Below are 15,640 nucleotides of genomic sequence, written 5' to 3'. Positions count from 1 at the left end.
ACCGTCAATAAGTTCAGCAATACCAGGGATGCCAGCCGGGAAACCAGCTGGCATTCGTTGTATTCACCTCACTGAAAATCATCTCTGTGGCATTTTCGGTCATCCTGATCGGCCGCAAGTCTGCGCGGATTTTGACGCCGAACCTTCGATCTGCGGAAGTCACCGCGATGAAGCCTTGATCTTACTGACCCGACTGGAAGCGGAGACGTCCTGAGACGTTACCGGGGTGTTGGCAGGAGCTCAGACAAGTACACCAGCTCGACCTGTCCCTGTTCGGCAAGCTGCGGTAAATGCTGTTGCAGGAACTCCAGAGTCGCTGGGTAGGGATGCCCGATAGCCACAGCGAAGCCCTGTTCTGCGGCGATATCAAGCAGCCGCGACCACTCCTTCTTGATAGCCTCCAGATGCGGCTCATTATCCAGGAAAACGTGGCGCCTTAATGCGGGGATACCTGCTGTCCGGGCAAGCTCCTCTGCTTGTGTCGCAGTGGTCGTCCGGCTATCAAGAAAGTAAAGCTGGCGCGCGGTCAGTTCCTTCATTAACAGCTGCATCGGCGCAACTTCAGCAGTCAATCGACTGCCCTGATGATTGTTAAGACCTTTAGCCTGGGGCAGGCGGGAAAATGCGGCGTTTAAGGTCGCAAGAAACTGCGCCGGCGTATCGAAGCGATCGAGTTCCCCCTGACGTTGTTCATCACGGTGCTCTGCCTGCATGGGCATATGAATGATCACCTCATGCCCTTGACGGGTTGCGCTCGTTGCCAGCGCTTCAGCTTTGGGGGTAAATGGCATGATCGCCAGAGTGACAGGAAAGGAGAGCTCGACAAAGTCGAAATGATTCTGATGATGACCCAGGTCGTCGATGACGATGGCAATTCGCGGCTGCACTGGCGGCTCGCCTTGCAGGGGAAGGGCCAGAACAGGGGGCAAGATCATGGCCGAGAGTAATACAACAGCCAATTTGAGCGAAGTCACAAGCGCCATCAGCGGCACCACTGCGCGGGGTTCACCGCCTCGCCCTTGACTCGAATCTCAAGATAAAGCGCAGGGGATTCACGCCCGCCGCTTTGTCCCACCAGACCAATTTCCTCGCCGCGCCGAACCACTTCACCAACATTGGGCAAAATCGTCTGATTATGACCGTAAAGGCTCATATAACCGTCACCATGATCAAGTACCAGCAGCAGACCGTAGCCACGCATCCAGTTGGCGAAAATGACTCGGCCATCGGCAATAGCGCGCACCGGACTGCCAGCCGCTGCGTCAATTAAGGTACCTTTCCACTTGACCCCACCACTACGGGTGCGGCCAAACAGATTCTGTACTTTACCTTGCGCTGGCCAGTTCAGGTCGCCCTTTAGCTTAGCCAGGCCATCCAACTGAGGCTCGTCGCGTAGCGCGGCGATAATTGCGGCCAGCACTTGCTCAAGCTCTTCCTGATCCTGCTGCAGCTGGGCGACCCGCGACTGATCCTGTTGTTGCTGTTGCTGCAAACGGCCGATGAGTTGTTGTTGCTCTTTTTGCTGTTCACGCAGCACGCCCTGTTGGCGTTTTTGCTCTTGCTGTTGCGCGGCAATGTCGTTGCGTGCGGCTGCGAGATCAGCCATCACCTGGGCTAGCTGTGCCTGAGTTGCCTTGAGTTCATCGAGCTTTTCTAAGCGGGCCCGGTTAAAGTAACCGTAGTAGCCGTGCAATCGTTCAAAATCGGCGGGATTCTCCTGATTCAGAACCAGTTTCAAAAAGTCGTGTTCACCAATGCGATAGGCCATATTGAGCTGCTTTGCCAGCCATTTGGCCTGTTGCCGTTGTTCTGACTCGAGGGTGGACTGTTGCTGTTCCAGCGCGCCAATACGCTGATTGGTTTGTGCCAGTCTGGCCGTTGTTTGCGCCAGTTCATTGGCGACCGTGCTGATTTGCATTTCCAGCTGCTGCAGCTCACGCTCGGTTAAGCTCATTTGTTTTGAGCGCTGCTCCATTGCCGATTGCCGCCGCTCCAGCTCCCGGCTGATGGCATCAATCCGCGCCTGAGTCTCAGCGGCATCCTCCGGGCGTGCTTGCTGCCAGCCCGCTGCTGTCGACGCAGAACTCGCCAACAGCAGGGATGCCAGGAACAGAAACGCCAGATTACGCCTCATTGCGGTCGCTTCATGAGTCAAGCGTAATAATGGATTTGCCGGTCATTTCCTCGGGCTGCGGCAGTCCAAGTAGATGCAGCAGCGTCGGCGCCACATCGGAAAGGATCCCGCCATCCCGGGCAGAGCCCGCGCGGCCAACGTAAATGAAGGGTACCAGCTCACTGGTATGGGCGGTGTGCGACTGCCCGGTCGAATGATCTTCCATCTGCTCGGCGTTGCCATGATCGGCGGTGATTACGCATTCGCCGCCCACTTCGCGCAACGCGGCTACCACTCGACCCACCGCGGCATCCACGGCTTCAATCGCTTTGACTGCCGCGGCAAAGTCGCCGGTGTGACCGACCATATCGCCATTTGGGTAATTGCAGACAATGACATCGTGCGCGCCACTCTTAATCGCCGCAACCAGCTTATCGGTCAGTTCGACACTGCTCATTTCTGGTTGCAGATCATAGGTTGCTACTTGCGGGGAAGGCACCAGTACACGGGTTTCGCCTTCGAATTCCTGCTCTCTGCCGCCGCTAAAAAAGAAAGTCACATGCGCATATTTCTCAGTTTCTGAGATGCGTAACTGGGTATAACCTTCTTTACTTAGCCATTCGCCAAGCACGTTATCCAGGCTTTCTGGAGGAAAAGCTACTGTGCTGTGGATATCTTTCGCATATTCGGTCAGCGAGACAAAGCTTGCCAGGTTTGGCCGGCGGGTGATCTCGAAGCCGTTAAAATCTTCGCTTACAAAAGCATGGCTAAGCTGGCGGGCGCGATCGGCCCGGAAGTTCATGAAAATAACACTATCGCCGTCCTGCATGGGCGCGGCGTCAGCCACGCGGGTAGGCTTCACAAACTCGTCATTTTCACCGCGCTCGTAGGCTTGCGCCAGGGCCTCGCCCGCGCTGGGCGCAGCGAAGGGAGCGCTACCATCGACCAGGAGTTGCCAGGCTTGTTCGATACGGTCCCAGCGTTTATCCCGATCCATCGCATAATAGCGGCCGCACAGGCTGGCAAAACGGCCAACACCGAGCTTGCTGAACAGCTGTTCAAAGCGTTCAAGGCTTGGTTTAGCCGAGCGCGGTGGAGTATCGCGACCGTCCAGAAAGCCGTGCACATAAACCTGCTTCGCGCCGCGCTGAGCGGCCATCTCGACCATTGCCAGCAGGTGCCGTTCGTGACTATGTACGCCACCCGGAGATAACAACCCCATAATATGCACTGCGCGTTCATTCGCTACCGCTTTATCGACGGCCTCAGTGAGCGCGGGATTAGCAAAGAACTCGCCATCATGGATGGCCTTGCTGACCCGGGTAAAGTCCTGGTAAACAACGCGGCCGGCGCCCAGATTGACATGGCCAACTTCGGAATTGCCCATCTGACCGTCGGGAAGACCCACCGACATGCCAGAACCGTCAACGAGTGTATGCGGGCATTCTGCCCATAACTTGTCCATGTTGGGCGTATTTGCCGCCGCTATGGCATTGTCATCGGTTGCTTCGCGGTGACCCCAGCCGTCTAAAATCAACAGCGCTAGGGGGGTATGTGGCTTCGCCATTGCACATCCTCACTTGGTTGTTGTGGGTAGTTCTTGATTGATCTTTAGTTTATGCGATTTTACGTCGCAACGCACCCGCTGTCGGTCGAAATGCCCCCAAATTTTACTGGTAACTGGCGTTTCAGCAGGTATACTCTGGTGCTTGATTTTTTCAGTAGGAGTAGTGAGCAATCATGGAGCAAATCCTAGCCTTCGCAGCCGACCACTATTTGATGAGTATCTTATGGGTAGTGTTGCTAATCGCCCTCATCGTTTCTTATGTGCAGGCCGCAACGTCCAATGTTAAAGCGCTTACCCCGCAGCAGGCGACGCTGGAGGTCAACCGCAACGATGGCGTATTTGTCGATACCCGCTCGGTTGATGAATTTCGCAAAGGGCATATCCATGGCTCAGTCAATTTACCTGCTGAGCGGATCCGAAAAAATGACACTGCGGCACTTGAGAAATACAAATCTGCCCCCATCGTTGTGGTATGTGCAACTGGCATGACCGCAAAATCAGTGTCGCAAGAATTGACTAAAGCGGGCTATGAAAACGTTGCCTTATTACAAGGTGGAATTTCAGCCTGGAAAGGCGCAAGTTTTCCGCTCGTTAACAAATAACTCGTAAAACCAAATCGTTAATAGGAAGTATAACCATGGCTGATGAACAGCAAGTAAACGGCGCCGCTCAAGGCGAAGCGCAAGCACAACAAGAACAAGCATTCGCAATTCAGCGTATCTACACCAAAGATGTTTCTTTCGAAGCGCCGAATTCACCAGAGATCTTCCGTAAAGAATGGAAGCCTGAGTTAAACCTCGATCTGAACGTGAAAAACACCAAGCTGGAAGACAACACCTATGAAGTCGTGCTGAAAATCACCGCGACCAACAAGGTGGGTGAAGACGTTGCGTTTTTAGCTGAAGTTCATCAGGCCGGTATTTTTACTATTGCTGACTCGATTGAAGAAGCACAGCGCGCGCAATTGCTGGGTGCATTCTGCCCGAACATCTTGTTCCCATATGCACGTGAATGCCTGTCGAGCTTAGTAAGCCGTGCAACATTCCCACAATTGAACCTTGCGCCAGTAAACTTCGACGCAGTGTTCGCACAGCATATGCAACAGCAACAGCAGCAAGCTGAACAGCAAGCTGACGCGTAAGCAATCAGGTATAACGCTAACTCATGCGTGATACTCAAGTGACAGTGCTAGGAGCCGGTTCTTATGGAACCGCCCTGGCACTTTGTTTTGCGCGCAAGGGAAATCCAATTTGTCTTTGGGGCCGCGACGCAGAGCAAACCTCTTCTATGGCCGAGCAGCGGGAAAATAAACGCTACTTGCCAGGTATCCCTCTTCCTGATGCATTAACGGTCACCAGCGATCTGGCTGAAGCTGTTGCCGACGCCCGTAACATCGTGGTGGTCGTGCCCAGTAGTGGTTTTGCCCAGGTGCTGCATGATATCAAGCCATTGATCCGCAGTGACGCCCGCGTGGCGTGGGCGACCAAGGGCCTGGAGCCCGACACCGGCCGTCTGCTGTTTGAGGTTGCTGAAGAAATTCTGGGCAACGAACATGCACTGGCAGTGTTATCCGGACCTACTTTTGCGATGGAAATGGCAAAAGGTCTGCCGACGGCAATTTCCATGTCGTCAACGGACCCTGACTTTGTCCACGAGCTCTCGGAGTTATTGCACTGTAATCGCAGCTTCCGGGTCTACACTAACGATGACTTTATTGGTGTTCAGCTTGGTGGCGTGGTGAAAAACGTGATCGCTATAGGTGCCGGTATGGCCGATGGTATTGGCTTCGGCGCCAATGCGCGCACCGCACTGATCACTCGCGGTCTGGCCGAACTGACCCGACTGGGACTGGAACTCGGCGCTAAACCGGAAACCTTTACTGGCATGGCGGGCTTGGGCGACCTGATTTTAACCTGTACCGATAATCAGTCGCGCAATCGACGCTTCGGTCTCGCGCTGGGACAGGGCAAGTCTGTTGAACAGGCGATGAGCGATATTGGTCAGGCCATCGAAGGCTATCGTAACACTAAGGAAGTGGTGATGCTGGCCCGACGGCACGGCGTAGAAATGCCGATTTGTGAACAGATTTATGATGTTCTCTACGGCGATACCACGCCTCAGCAGGCGGCAATCAACCTGCTGAGCCGGGCGCGGACTTCAGAGTAATTGGTGGGCAATGGTTTGCCATTGCGCATCAAACTCGGTGGTCGGGGTCTGTTTAAACTCTGAGCGTACAAACTGCGCAATTTTGCCATCCGCATAAGCCATCAACAGGTTAGCCAGTACGGCTTCATCAAGACGGCTTTGTACGTTTTCCCGCAGGCGACGTTCCCGCAGCGCCTGCTTCAGGTTCGACTCAATTTTAGCGAACAGATTCTGCACCCGCGAGCGCAGACGATCATGTTCACCCATCAAGGCATCACCGGTCAAAATACGGGTAATACCCGGATTGCGTTCGACAAAGGTAAGGACCACTCGCAACATCATTTCGCAACGAATGAGGGTGTCTTTCTCGACTTCCATGACCTGATTGATGCGACTTAATACAGCTTCTTCGGTGAACTCAATGAGCCCCTCAAACATCCGTGCTTTGGACGGAAAATGGCGGTATAGAGCTGCCTCAGAGACGCCCAGTTCAGCAGCCAGGTTCTTGGTCGTGATCCGTTGACCCGGGCTGGTTTCCAGCATGGCGGCCAGCGTCCCTAAAATTTGCTCTTTACGATTCGGTTTCTTACTCGTCGTCATCGTTAACGTTCTCTCTTTATTCTTATGGGGCACGCAGTTACATCAGCGTGAAGTCTGTAATTCGTGTAGTTGGGTCAAAATTGCGTCGGCAATTTGCGCTTTTGGCGCGCGGCCGAGATCGCGTCGCTGCAACTCACCGTCTGCGTCATGCCAGAACAGGGTCATGGCGTTATCATCACTGTTAAAGCCGATACTTTTATCGCTGACGTCGTTAGCCGCAATGAGAGTGAGCTTTTTGCGTTTGAGCTTATCGGCAGCGTAGCGTGCAACATCCTGAGTTTCTGCGGCAAAACCTACACATACGGGAGGCTTTGCACGATGCGCGATGGTCGAAAGAATATCCGGAGTCCGCACCAGTTCAAGCTGGGTTGCGCCGTCCTGTTTCTTGATTTTTTGCTCCGCCACGCGGGCCAGGCGGTAGTCGGCAACGGCCGCACACGCGATGAAAATATCATCCGCAGACACGGCTTCTTCAACGGCAGCCAACATCTCTTCGGCGCTCTCTACCGCGACCAATTTTGCCCCTTTTGGGGGTGTTAATTGCGTCGGGCCGGTCACTAAGGTCACCTGCGCGCCTGCGCGCAGGGCTTGTGTCGCCAGTGCATAGCCCATCTTGCCGGAACTATGATTACTCAGGTAGCGAACCGGATCGATGGCTTCGCGCGTCGGACCAGCGGTAATTACGATATGTTTTCCGGCAAAAGCAACCTTGCCCGGAGCTAACAGCTCAACCACGGCATCGCGCAATGCAATGGGTTCAGGCATGCGCCCAGCACCGACGTCACCACAGGCTTGCGAGCCACTGGCGGGTTCGATGATATGAAAGCCAAGATCCTCAAGTTCGCGCATATTGCGCTGCACCGAACTGGCCGACCACATTTGTTGATTCATCGCCGGCGCCAGCATGACAGGTGCCGTGGTTGCTAAACACAGGGTGCTTAACAGATCGTCGGCAAAGCCATGGGCGAGGCGGGCAAGAGTGTTGGCACTGGCCGGTGCAATCAGGATCACATCGGCCCATTTGGCGAGTTCGATGTGGCCCATGGCCGCCTCCGCCGCCGGATCCAGCAGGTCATCGTGGACGCTATGGCCAGATACGGCTTGTAGTGTCAGCGGGGTAATAAAAGCATGTGCGCCTTTGGTCATAACCACCCGTACGATGGCGCCCACATCACGTAAGCGACGCACCAGGTCGGGGCTTTTATAGGCTGCAATACCGCCACTGACAGCAACCAGAACATGGCGTCCAGATAACGATTTGATAGGGGTTTCCGTCATAGTAAGTCCTCACCAATCCAGGTCTGTTAGCCTAGCACGAGATACTGTCTTTACGGAACTTTTAACATGCAGTTGATGAGCGAAGCGACCAACTTTTCATCATCGCCCCCGAATCCAGACGTCGTTCACTGGTAATCTGACATTGGAATTGAGACAGCGAAGAGGTTCATGGAGGAACAATGAGTACAGTCAAAAACTGGCCAGCCCAGGAGCGTCCGCGAGAGAAGATGGCGGAGCTGGGCGTGAGCGCCTTAAGTGATGCCGAATTACTGGCAATATTACTGGGCACCGGGGTACGGGGCAAGGATGTGGTCACTTATGCGCGCGAACTGCTGCACGCGTTTGAGGGCATTGGCGGCATGCTGGCCGCCTCGACCAAAGAGTTGCTGCAACAGCCGGGACTGGGACCGGCGCGGGTGATGCAGTTGCAAGTGGTCATGGAAATTTCGCGACGTTATCTGGCCTGGCAGTTGCGGCGTGACGAAGGTTTTACCCAACCTGCCATGGTCCGTGACTATTTAACCGCTCAGTTACGCCATCAGCAAAGGGAGGTGTTCGTGGTGTTGCTATTAGACAGCCAGCACCGCTTACTAAAATACGTGGAGTTGTTTCATGGGACCATTAACGCGGCGCCGGTATACCCGCGTGAAATCATTAAACTGGTGATGCAACATAATGCCGCGGCGGTGATTTTAGCGCACAATCACCCCTCGGGCGTGGCCGAACCCAGTCAGGCGGATCAGCGGGTCACGGATCGTCTTAAAAATGCGCTGACAATGATCGATGTGGCATTGCTGGATCACTTTGTGATTGGGAGCGGGGAGCCAGTTTCGTTTGCCGAGCGCGGGCTATTGTAGTAGAGTAGCGCCACCATCAAGACGATCAGAAAAGATCAAAAAAACGCGTCGATCACTTGATTACCGAGTCGGATTACTGTATAAAATGCGCCCTCGGATTCAAGGCAAGGCCGCGATGGGCGACAGGCGAGCTTGAAGCAATTTTTGGAGTAAAAAACGATGTCACGAGTATGTCAAGTTACAGGAAAGCGTCCGGTTAGCGGAAACAACCGTTCACACGCGCGCAACGCGACCAAGCGTCGTTTCCTGCCAAACCTACAATCACACCGCTTCTGGGTTGAATCAGAAAAGCGTTGGGTGAAGCTGCGTATTACCACTAAAGGTATGCGTATTATTGATAAAAACGGTATCGACTCTGTGCTCGCGGATCTGCGCGCACGTGGCGAAAAAGTGTAAGGAATTAAACTATGCGCGATAAGATTCGTTTAGTATCTTCTGCCGGTACTGGTTATTTCTACACTACCGACAAGAACAAGCGTAACATGCCAGAAAAGATGGAAATCAAAAAGTTCGATCCTGTGGTTCGTAAACACGTGATGTTCAAAGAAGCTAAAATTAAGTAAGCTTCGTTCCAGCATGTTCTGAAAAACCCGACCTCGTGTCGGGTTTTTTGTTTTAACGGGTCGGATCGACCACGCCGCCAATACTCGCGTTAAGGCGATACCAGCCGGTAATGCTGAATCGATCACGGGCGCCGGGTAGCACCTCGTGCACGAACACGTCACTTAAAAACACGACCAACTTGCCAGCTTCGGGCAACACGGTCTCAAGCACCTCGCCCCGTTCCCCATAAATCACCAGTTGACCGCCATCCTGTTCCTGCCAATCAGGATTCAGATAGAACACCGTGGTCAGAATGCGATTGCTGCGGCCCTTGAAGGCATCTAGATGTTTACGGTAAAAGGCGCCGGGTGGGTAGTGAGCGAGGTGACATTCATAATCGAACAGCCCCATAAAGAGTTCACGATTGAGCTCCAGGCGTAACTGATCCATCATCCTCAGGTAGGCGTTTTCGTAATGGTAGTCCGCCCGTAACCAGCGGATTTTATCCTGCCTCACCGCGCTGTTGGTGGTGTAATTGTCAGCCCGGCCAATGCCTGCCTGCTGCCATCCTTGCGCTGGCAAACCAAGGGCATAGTCGTAAAGTTGCTGGCAATGTTCGCGGGCAAGAAAGTTAGGTACAATGACATAGCCAGCCTGTGCCAGCTGGTCGACAGCGATCGACTCGGTGGCAAAATCAGCAACCGTTAGTACTGGTGGGGCAGTGGTCATCAGGTGGAGGCTCTCCTTTATCGTCGGCGCGAAATATAGTTTACAGCGTAGTTAAAGACAAGCTGTAAAGACAAGCACTAAACATAGGCCCTCAGCACAAGAGAAAGCAGATGCCAGAATTACCAGAAGTTGAAGTCAGCAGAATGGGCATCGCCCCGCATCTTGAAGGACAAACCATCACTTCGGTAGTGGTGCGCGATCGACGTTTACGGTGGCCGATCCCCGAGGGCGTGACGGCGCTTGCAGGAGCGGAAATTGCGCGGGTCGAGCGGCGCGCCAAATACCTCATTCTGCACACTGATAAAGGCTACCTTATCATTCATCTGGGCATGTCAGGCAAATTGCGCGTGGTGCCCAAGGATAGCCTGGTGGTGAAACATGATCATGTCGATATTCAGCTCAGCAGCGGTCAATGTTTAAGGTTCAACGATCCACGTCGGTTCGGCTGTGTATTGCTGAGTGAGCAGCATCCTGGTCTGGACCACCCCCTGCTTAAAGATCTGGGACCCGAACCGCTGACTGAGGCGTTTACCGCAGGCTACTTGCATCAGCGGGCCAAGGGCCGCCAGCAAGCCATCAAGACCTTTATTATGGATAACCATGTGGTGGTAGGGGTTGGCAACATTTATGCCAATGAAGCACTGTTTAAAGCGGGTATTCACCCTAAACGTGCGGCGGGTAAGGTCAGTCTGGCGCGCTTGCAGCGCCTGGTGCCTATTATCAAGCAAACCCTGACCGAAGCCATTGCACAAGGCGGTACCACTTTGCAGGATTTTACCCAGGCCGATGGCCAGCCTGGTTACTTTAAGCAGCATCTGAATGTTTATGGCCGCGGCGGCAAGCAGTGTATGGTCTGCAAACAGGAGCTCACGGAAATTCGCCTGGGTCAGCGTAGCACCGTGTATTGTAAACGTTGCCAGCGCTAGCGCACGCGCAGGAAGAACTCACGCCATACTTCACAGAAGGTTTCGGGGGCGCTGATGAACGGCGCATGACTGCATTGCGGCGCAATGAAGCGCTCGCTGTGCGGAGCCAATCGGTCCACCTGCTCCGCAACAGTGCTGGGAACCAGCGCATCGAGGCGGCCATAGATACGTAGGAACGGCAAGGTAAGTTGCTGCAGTTGCTCACGCAGGTCAACCTCGGCGAGCATATCCAGACCGGCATCCAGCACCTCAACGCTCGCCATGGGCTTGCTAAACAACCATTCTTTAATCGCTTTCACATCTTGTTTTGCATGGGGGCTGCCCAACGACTGCAGGGCTAGAAACCGCTCCACAGTGCGGCGGAAGTCTTTGCTCAGTTGTTTGCCGAACTGGCTCAGGATGCTCGGCTCAATGCCGGGCCAGGCCGGCGGCTCTGCCGGAAAGTAGGGCGAGGAGGCGACCGTAGTCAAACTGGCAACCCGTGCTGGTGCCTGCAGTGCCAGCTGCGTAGCCACCAGCCCGCCTAACGACCAGCCGATCAGGTGGCAGCGCGCAGGTAGCGCGTCGAGGGTTAGCTCACAGAGTTGGGTGAAGTTGAGCGGACGCTCAGGGGGCCATGGTGACTCGCCATACCCTGGCAGATCGAGCCGGGTTAAGCGGCCGAGGCGGGCGAGCTCGTCCTGCACCGGTGTCCAGATTGCACCATTTAAACCCCAGCCATGGAGGACAACGATATCCTCTCCTGTGCCACTGACGTCTGACCAAACCTTGGCTACCATAGTTATTCCTGTTACCGCTCACGGAGGAGCTTATGGTACCCCTGCAATCGTTGCTTGCCAAGTTACCCGGCGGCTGCTGCTGGCTGTGTCTGCAGTCGTTGCATCGTGATGAATCCTATGGCTTTTGCCGAGCCTGTTATCACGACCTACCGCGCTTGCCACCAAACTCGTTGCGTTGGCGTGGACCGCCTGAAGCGACGGGCTATGGGCGGCACTGGTTTGCGGCGTTAGCCTGGCAAGCTGAAAGTCAGCAGCTGGTGAAAAGGTACAAGTTCCAACGTTGCCCTGAGCTGGTCAACAGTCTGGCACCGTTGCTGGCGGCGCACGTCTACGCCTGCTACCGGGGACAGCCGGAAAGCTGGCCAGATCTGATAGTGGCGATGCCGATGACAGGTAAACGCTGGCGCAAAAGAGGCTTTAACCAGGCGGCATTGTTAGCCCGTGAGGTTGGGGCTTTGGTACAACTGCCGTTTGCCACGGGATTACTGCGACGGCTGCATGATGAAGGGCAACAGCATCGGTTAAACCGTCAGCAACGTTGGCAGGCCATGGCGAAGGCCATGCACTGTACCCGTTCGCTTAAGGGTCTAACGGTGGCATTAGTCGATGATGTGGTCACTACGGGGGCTTCAGTAACCGCCGCCGCTGCAGCACTGCAACGGCGGGGAGCAAAAGCGGTCGATGTGTGGGCATTGTGCTACACCGAACCGCATCGGGCGGGAGTTCTTTAGTGCGCTGCTTCCTCAGCTTCTGCTGCCGCAGCTGCGGCGTCTTTATCTTCGCTGGCATAAGCGTCGATGGCAGGCGCCATAAAGATGGCATTGCTCAATAATTTCGCGCTGCCCCAGAAGAACGCACGGAAGTTGACGTCGTCGGCAAAGGCAATCACGCGGCCACCACCAAGACGGTGCGCGACCAGAGCTGCTTTATCAGCGATAACTTCACGGTTTTCTTTGGCGGCATAACCGCTAAGTAGTGGCTCATCCAGGTAACGGCCAACAGTGATGAACGGTGATTTCGGAACCGTCATAGCGTTCAGGCTGTCTTTGAAAACAGGTAGCTGTTGACGCGGGAAGCCGAAGGTTAGCGGATGACTCAAATCAAGTTCAACGCCGAAGATCGCACCGGCAACGCGACGCTTGCCATAATAGCTGTCACGGTCGCTGTAGCTGAGCGCAGAGCTATCAAATTTTTCATCGAAAGCTTCATCTTCAACAAACTTGGCGGCCAGGATTTCGTTTTCAGAAAGCCACTTGGCACCGCCTTGCTGACCGACAACCACACCGCCTTTGCGCACCCAGTCCTGCAGACGCGAAACACTAGCGTCGTTGAGGTTGCGGTAGCTACCGTCGACCATCAGGATATGGGTGTAACGTTGCAGGTCAATGCGGTTAAAGCGGTCGGTATCAATCATCGATAACGGAATGCCAACGTGGCGATCGAGGTAATACCATGCTTCACCGTTTTCGTACATATTGGCACCGTCGCCGACCAGCATCATGACCTTAACAGGTTCAACCGGACGCAGATTGCGACTGCCCAGATCCATGCCCGACGGCGTCAGCCCGGTGGTGATGCTGTGCACGTTGAGGCCATTGCGTGCAGTAATGGTCTGCACCAGTTGCTGAACTTCGGCCCATGGCTTGTCCTGATAAGCCTGGGTGATCACGACTGCACCGGCATCAAATGCGTGTGTGCCATCGGTTACCTTGGCAGTAAAGTCGAGGTCGGCCTGACGAACGTGTACGCCGGCTTCCAGCAATTCCTGCAACGCACGTGGTGCGAAGTAATTATGCCAGTCGAAACCATACGCATAGGCATCGGCACTTAGTGCGGTCGCAGCCGGCGCTTCCGGAGCTGCCTGCCATGCGGTATCGCTGTGACGAACCCGCTCATCGGTACGGGTGAATTTGAGGTTAAATGCCAGTGGCAAGGTCCAGCCAGAAACATCGTAGAAGGTATTGTCGCGGAAGTCCTGGCGCGTGCTGAACATGGCACGGATCAAGCGGTACTGTGGCTGCTGTAAAGGTACATAGTAGCTACTGCCCGCTTTAAAGGTCACACCATTGTCTTCAATGTCGCGCGTGACCGGATACACCTGCACTTCATGTTGCGCTAACAGCTTAAGTAATCCCTCTACCCGGGCCGGGTCGGTCTCATCGCCAAACAGGTAGCCACGGAAATCGGCGTCGTCAGCTAATTCCAACGCGCTGTCGAAGAAACGCTGCTGGTAATCAAGAAATGCAGTCTTATTTGCGTGAGCACCGTACATGGTGGTCAACGAAGTGGTGAACTGATTCTGGATGGTGAAGGGGAATTCAACTACACCATTAATTGAATCTTGTGCGTGACCGCGGCTTGAGGCTTGCTCGAACAAGATACCAATTGCGCCTTGTACGTCAGGGTAGGTTGAACCTTTACCGACATAAAAGTCGTCAAATGCTTCTTCTGTAAAGTACAAACGACCTTGCTCATCGAGCGCGGCAGCATGGCCTTCGGCTAACTTGGCAGTAAGTGTTACGTTCTCTTCCGGGGTGTTCGGATTACGGCGGGTTGGAATGCCCGGCTGGAAGAAAAATGTACTGTCAGTACCCATTTCGTGGAAATCAGTCAGGACGTTAGGCTTCCATTTCTGGAAGTTCACCACACGTGCCCGTGACTCAGGGTGTTGCAGCAACAACCAGTCACGATTCAAGTCGAACCAGTAATGGTTGACGCGGCCACGTGGAGTCCCCTGGACATGCTCGCGATGCTGCGGATCTGCAACCAGGTTCTGGCTGCGGTGCTGATTGGCCCACTGGGCAAAACGTGCTAAGCCGTCAGGGTTCAGGCTTGGGTCGAGTAAAATAATCGAATCGCGCAACACAGCTTCGATTTTTTCACCTTGGGCTGCGGCGAGATAGTACGCATATAACAGCGCTGCGTTACTTCCACTAGGCTCGTCACCGTGGATGCTATAGCCCATGTAGAGCACCAAAGGAGCAGTCTCAGGGTCGCCTTTGCGCGCCGGGTCGGCAACTGCCATGTGGGCGTCTCGCAAGGCATCAATATTTTGATGGTTCTCAGGAGTTGTTACGGTAATCAGTAACAAAGGGCGGTCTTCGTGAGTACGACCGGTGTATTCAAGTTGGAATCGGTCACTGTTTTCAGCAAGCACTTCCATGTAACGGACGAGCTGATCGTGACGTACGTGCCACTCACCGACCTGATAGCCCAACACGGATTCTGGTGTAGGAATACTTGGGTCATAGGTGACATCTTGCGGGAGATAATCTTTTAGCGTCGCGCTGAAAGCACTGGTGCTTACCAACAACAGCGCCAGAGCGACTAGTTTTAGATAACGCATAACAACTTCCTAAGCCAATGAAACATCAGCTTAAGCTAGCAAAATACCGGTAGAACCCCAAGCTCCTTACTATGCAATGACCGATTTTTGCGATAAGATATACCCTACTAAAATACTCAAGTATAGCAGTGAGGTGGTAAGCCCATGATTCGTATTACAGAAAGCGCCCAGGCGCATTTTCGCAAATTGCTTGCCGAACAGCCGGATAACACCAATATCCGTGTGTTTGTGGTGAACCCGGGTACTGCATCAGCCGAGTGCGGCGTTTCCTATTGTCCGCCAGACTCCGTAGAGCCGGATGACGAGACCTTGCCATTTTCAGGCTTTGATGCCGTCGTTGACTCGGGTAGTGCGCCATTTTTGCAAGATGCCGTGATCGACTTTGAAGAGCAGGAACTCGGCTCGCAACTGACATTAAAAGCACCTAACGCGAAAGCGCGTAAGGTCGATGATGATGCGCCCTTAATTGAACGTGTTGAGTACGTGATTCAGGCGGAAATCAACCCACAGCTAGCCAGCCATGGTGGCCGTGTTGCTATCAATCAAATTACCGATGACGGTTTTGCGGTGCTGCAGTTTGGTGGCGGTTGCAATGGCTGTAGCATGGTCGATGTCACGCTCAAAGAAGGCATCGAAAAAGAGCTACTGCAGCGCTTCCCTGAAGAGCTCAAGGGCGTCAAGGATGTGACCGAGCATCAACCCGGCGAGCATTCCTACTACTAACAGAAAGTGATCCCAAACATTTTCATCCTGCGTA

General features: G+C 54.2%; 18 protein-coding genes. 10 read left to right on the top strand and 8 right to left on the bottom strand.

Going from position 1 to position 15,640, the window contains the following annotated elements:
• Window positions 1–7: 7 nt before the first annotated feature.
• On the top strand, window positions 8–214 hold the full coding sequence (locus tag J6J34_RS02710) for a YkgJ family cysteine cluster protein (protein WP_301720777.1): 207 nt from the start codon (window positions 8–10) through the stop codon (window positions 212–214).
• Between the two features lie 4 nt (window positions 215–218).
• Here J6J34_RS02710 and J6J34_RS02705 read toward each other — a convergent pair whose 3' ends face one another.
• The 3 genes from J6J34_RS02705 to gpmI are packed head-to-tail and all read right to left on the bottom strand — an operon-like array spanning window position 219 to window position 3,680.
• Window positions 219–983, bottom strand: a complete 765-nt coding sequence (locus J6J34_RS02705; RefSeq protein ID WP_301898438.1) for a divergent polysaccharide deacetylase family protein — start codon at window positions 981–983, stop codon at window positions 219–221.
• The gene (locus tag J6J34_RS02700) at window positions 983–2,134 is read right to left on the bottom strand and encodes a murein hydrolase activator EnvC family protein (protein ID WP_301719266.1); all 1,152 of its coding nucleotides are present in this window, start codon (window positions 2,132–2,134) and stop codon (window positions 983–985) included. The genes J6J34_RS02705 and J6J34_RS02700 overlap by 1 nt, the downstream gene beginning before the upstream one ends.
• Before the next feature lie 10 nt (window positions 2,135–2,144).
• Complete coding sequence (gene gpmI, locus J6J34_RS02695) at window positions 2,145–3,680, bottom strand: 2,3-bisphosphoglycerate-independent phosphoglycerate mutase (protein WP_301898437.1); 1,536 nt, start codon at window positions 3,678–3,680, stop codon at window positions 2,145–2,147.
• A 173-nt stretch (window positions 3,681–3,853) separates the two neighbouring features.
• Here gpmI and J6J34_RS02690 point away from each other — a divergent pair, with 173 nt between their 5' ends.
• From J6J34_RS02690 to gpsA, 3 genes are read left to right on the top strand one after another with little or no spacing between them, the layout of a single operon-like run.
• Window positions 3,854–4,282 (top strand): rhodanese-like domain-containing protein, encoded by a 429-nt coding sequence (locus J6J34_RS02690; protein ID WP_301719268.1) that lies wholly within the window; start codon window positions 3,854–3,856, stop codon window positions 4,280–4,282.
• Window positions 4,283–4,317: 35 nt separating this feature from the next.
• Window positions 4,318–4,821: a protein-export chaperone SecB gene (gene secB / locus J6J34_RS02685; RefSeq protein WP_301719269.1), complete on the top strand. Its 504-nt coding sequence runs from the start codon at window positions 4,318–4,320 to the stop codon at window positions 4,819–4,821.
• A 23-nt stretch (window positions 4,822–4,844) separates the two neighbouring features.
• A complete protein-coding gene (gene gpsA / locus J6J34_RS02680) occupies window positions 4,845–5,846 on the top strand; it encodes an NAD(P)H-dependent glycerol-3-phosphate dehydrogenase (RefSeq protein WP_301719270.1) in 1,002 nt (333 codons plus the stop codon).
• On the opposite strand, the gene slmA is transcribed toward gpsA, so the two are convergent.
• Entirely contained in the window at window positions 5,838–6,425 is a 588-nt protein-coding gene (gene slmA / locus J6J34_RS02675; protein ID WP_301719271.1) for a nucleoid occlusion factor SlmA, read from the bottom strand. The genes gpsA and slmA overlap by 9 nt on opposite strands.
• 42 nt (window positions 6,426–6,467) lie before the next feature.
• On the bottom strand, window positions 6,468–7,703 hold the full coding sequence (gene coaBC, locus J6J34_RS02670) for a bifunctional phosphopantothenoylcysteine decarboxylase/phosphopantothenate--cysteine ligase CoaBC (protein ID WP_301898436.1): 1,236 nt from the start codon (window positions 7,701–7,703) through the stop codon (window positions 6,468–6,470).
• Window positions 7,704–7,882: 179 nt separating this feature from the next.
• Between coaBC and radC the strand changes: the two genes are divergently transcribed.
• From radC to rpmG, 3 genes are all read left to right on the top strand, one after another.
• Window positions 7,883–8,560, top strand: a complete 678-nt coding sequence (gene radC / locus J6J34_RS02665; protein WP_301719273.1) for a RadC family protein — start codon at window positions 7,883–7,885, stop codon at window positions 8,558–8,560.
• 159 nt (window positions 8,561–8,719) lie between these two features.
• Window positions 8,720–8,956 carry a 50S ribosomal protein L28 gene (rpmB, locus tag J6J34_RS02660; RefSeq protein WP_126763405.1) on the top strand — a complete coding sequence of 79 codons (237 nt, stop codon included), beginning with the start codon at window positions 8,720–8,722 and terminating at the stop codon, window positions 8,954–8,956.
• 11 nt (window positions 8,957–8,967) lie between these two features.
• Window positions 8,968–9,123, top strand: coding sequence for a 50S ribosomal protein L33 (gene rpmG, locus J6J34_RS02655; RefSeq protein ID WP_126763407.1), 156 nt, complete (start codon window positions 8,968–8,970; stop codon window positions 9,121–9,123).
• A 52-nt stretch (window positions 9,124–9,175) separates the two neighbouring features.
• On the opposite strand, the gene J6J34_RS02650 is transcribed toward rpmG, so the two are convergent.
• The gene (locus J6J34_RS02650; RefSeq protein ID WP_301898435.1) at window positions 9,176–9,832 is read right to left on the bottom strand and encodes a 2OG-Fe(II) oxygenase; all 657 of its coding nucleotides are present in this window, start codon (window positions 9,830–9,832) and stop codon (window positions 9,176–9,178) included.
• A 110-nt stretch (window positions 9,833–9,942) separates the two neighbouring features.
• On the opposite strand from J6J34_RS02650, the gene mutM reads away from it, so the two are divergent.
• On the top strand, window positions 9,943–10,758 hold the full coding sequence (gene mutM / locus J6J34_RS02645) for a bifunctional DNA-formamidopyrimidine glycosylase/DNA-(apurinic or apyrimidinic site) lyase (protein ID WP_301898434.1): 816 nt from the start codon (window positions 9,943–9,945) through the stop codon (window positions 10,756–10,758).
• Here the strand turns inward: mutM and bioH are convergent.
• Window positions 10,755–11,537, bottom strand: a complete 783-nt coding sequence (bioH, locus tag J6J34_RS02640; protein WP_301719277.1) for a pimeloyl-ACP methyl ester esterase BioH — start codon at window positions 11,535–11,537, stop codon at window positions 10,755–10,757. The two genes, mutM and bioH, sit on opposite strands and share 4 nt — an antisense overlap.
• Before the next feature lie 32 nt (window positions 11,538–11,569).
• Here bioH and J6J34_RS02635 point away from each other — a divergent pair, with 32 nt between their 5' ends.
• Entirely contained in the window at window positions 11,570–12,268 is a 699-nt protein-coding gene (locus J6J34_RS02635) for a ComF family protein (protein WP_301835469.1), read from the top strand.
• On the opposite strand, the gene J6J34_RS02630 is transcribed toward J6J34_RS02635, so the two are convergent.
• Window positions 12,265–14,883, bottom strand: coding sequence for a M14 family zinc carboxypeptidase (locus J6J34_RS02630; RefSeq protein ID WP_301835471.1), 2,619 nt, complete (start codon window positions 14,881–14,883; stop codon window positions 12,265–12,267). The two genes, J6J34_RS02635 and J6J34_RS02630, sit on opposite strands and share 4 nt — an antisense overlap.
• Window positions 14,884–15,027: 144 nt before the next feature.
• Between J6J34_RS02630 and nfuA the strand changes: the two genes are divergently transcribed.
• A complete protein-coding gene (gene nfuA, locus J6J34_RS02625; RefSeq protein WP_301719280.1) occupies window positions 15,028–15,606 on the top strand; it encodes a Fe-S biogenesis protein NfuA in 579 nt (192 codons plus the stop codon).
• Window positions 15,607–15,640 lie beyond the last annotated feature (34 nt).

Origin of the sequence: Pseudidiomarina terrestris, assembly GCF_030466405.1 — a bacterium.
Lineage (GTDB): Bacteria > Pseudomonadota > Gammaproteobacteria > Enterobacterales > Alteromonadaceae > Pseudidiomarina > Pseudidiomarina terrestris.
The sequence above is the reverse complement of the archived record's forward strand: the minus strand, read 5'-3'. Positions and strand labels throughout refer to the sequence as shown.

Coding starts and splice junctions, on each gene's coding strand:
- J6J34_RS02705 (WP_301898438.1), bottom strand. CDS start 983: ATGGCGCTTGTGACTTCGCTCAAATTGGCTGTTGTATTACTCTCGGCC.
- J6J34_RS02700 (WP_301719266.1), bottom strand. CDS start 2,134: ATGAGGCGTAATCTGGCGTTTCTGTTCCTGGCATCCCTGCTGTTGGCG.
- gpmI (WP_301898437.1), bottom strand. CDS start 3,680: ATGGCGAAGCCACATACCCCCCTAGCGCTGTTGATTTTAGACGGCTGG.
- J6J34_RS02690 (WP_301719268.1), top strand. CDS start 3,854: ATGGAGCAAATCCTAGCCTTCGCAGCCGACCACTATTTGATGAGTATC.
- secB (WP_301719269.1), top strand. CDS start 4,318: ATGGCTGATGAACAGCAAGTAAACGGCGCCGCTCAAGGCGAAGCGCAA.
- gpsA (WP_301719270.1), top strand. CDS start 4,845: ATGCGTGATACTCAAGTGACAGTGCTAGGAGCCGGTTCTTATGGAACC.
- slmA (WP_301719271.1), bottom strand. CDS start 6,425: ATGACGACGAGTAAGAAACCGAATCGTAAAGAGCAAATTTTAGGGACG.
- coaBC (WP_301898436.1), bottom strand. CDS start 7,703: ATGACGGAAACCCCTATCAAATCGTTATCTGGACGCCATGTTCTGGTT.
- radC (WP_301719273.1), top strand. CDS start 7,883: ATGAGTACAGTCAAAAACTGGCCAGCCCAGGAGCGTCCGCGAGAGAAG.
- rpmB (WP_126763405.1), top strand. CDS start 8,720: ATGTCACGAGTATGTCAAGTTACAGGAAAGCGTCCGGTTAGCGGAAAC.
- rpmG (WP_126763407.1), top strand. CDS start 8,968: ATGCGCGATAAGATTCGTTTAGTATCTTCTGCCGGTACTGGTTATTTC.
- J6J34_RS02650 (WP_301898435.1), bottom strand. CDS start 9,832: ATGACCACTGCCCCACCAGTACTAACGGTTGCTGATTTTGCCACCGAG.
- mutM (WP_301898434.1), top strand. CDS start 9,943: ATGCCAGAATTACCAGAAGTTGAAGTCAGCAGAATGGGCATCGCCCCG.
- bioH (WP_301719277.1), bottom strand. CDS start 11,537: ATGGTAGCCAAGGTTTGGTCAGACGTCAGTGGCACAGGAGAGGATATC.
- J6J34_RS02635 (WP_301835469.1), top strand. CDS start 11,570: ATGGTACCCCTGCAATCGTTGCTTGCCAAGTTACCCGGCGGCTGCTGC.
- J6J34_RS02630 (WP_301835471.1), bottom strand. CDS start 14,883: ATGCGTTATCTAAAACTAGTCGCTCTGGCGCTGTTGTTGGTAAGCACC.
- nfuA (WP_301719280.1), top strand. CDS start 15,028: ATGATTCGTATTACAGAAAGCGCCCAGGCGCATTTTCGCAAATTGCTT.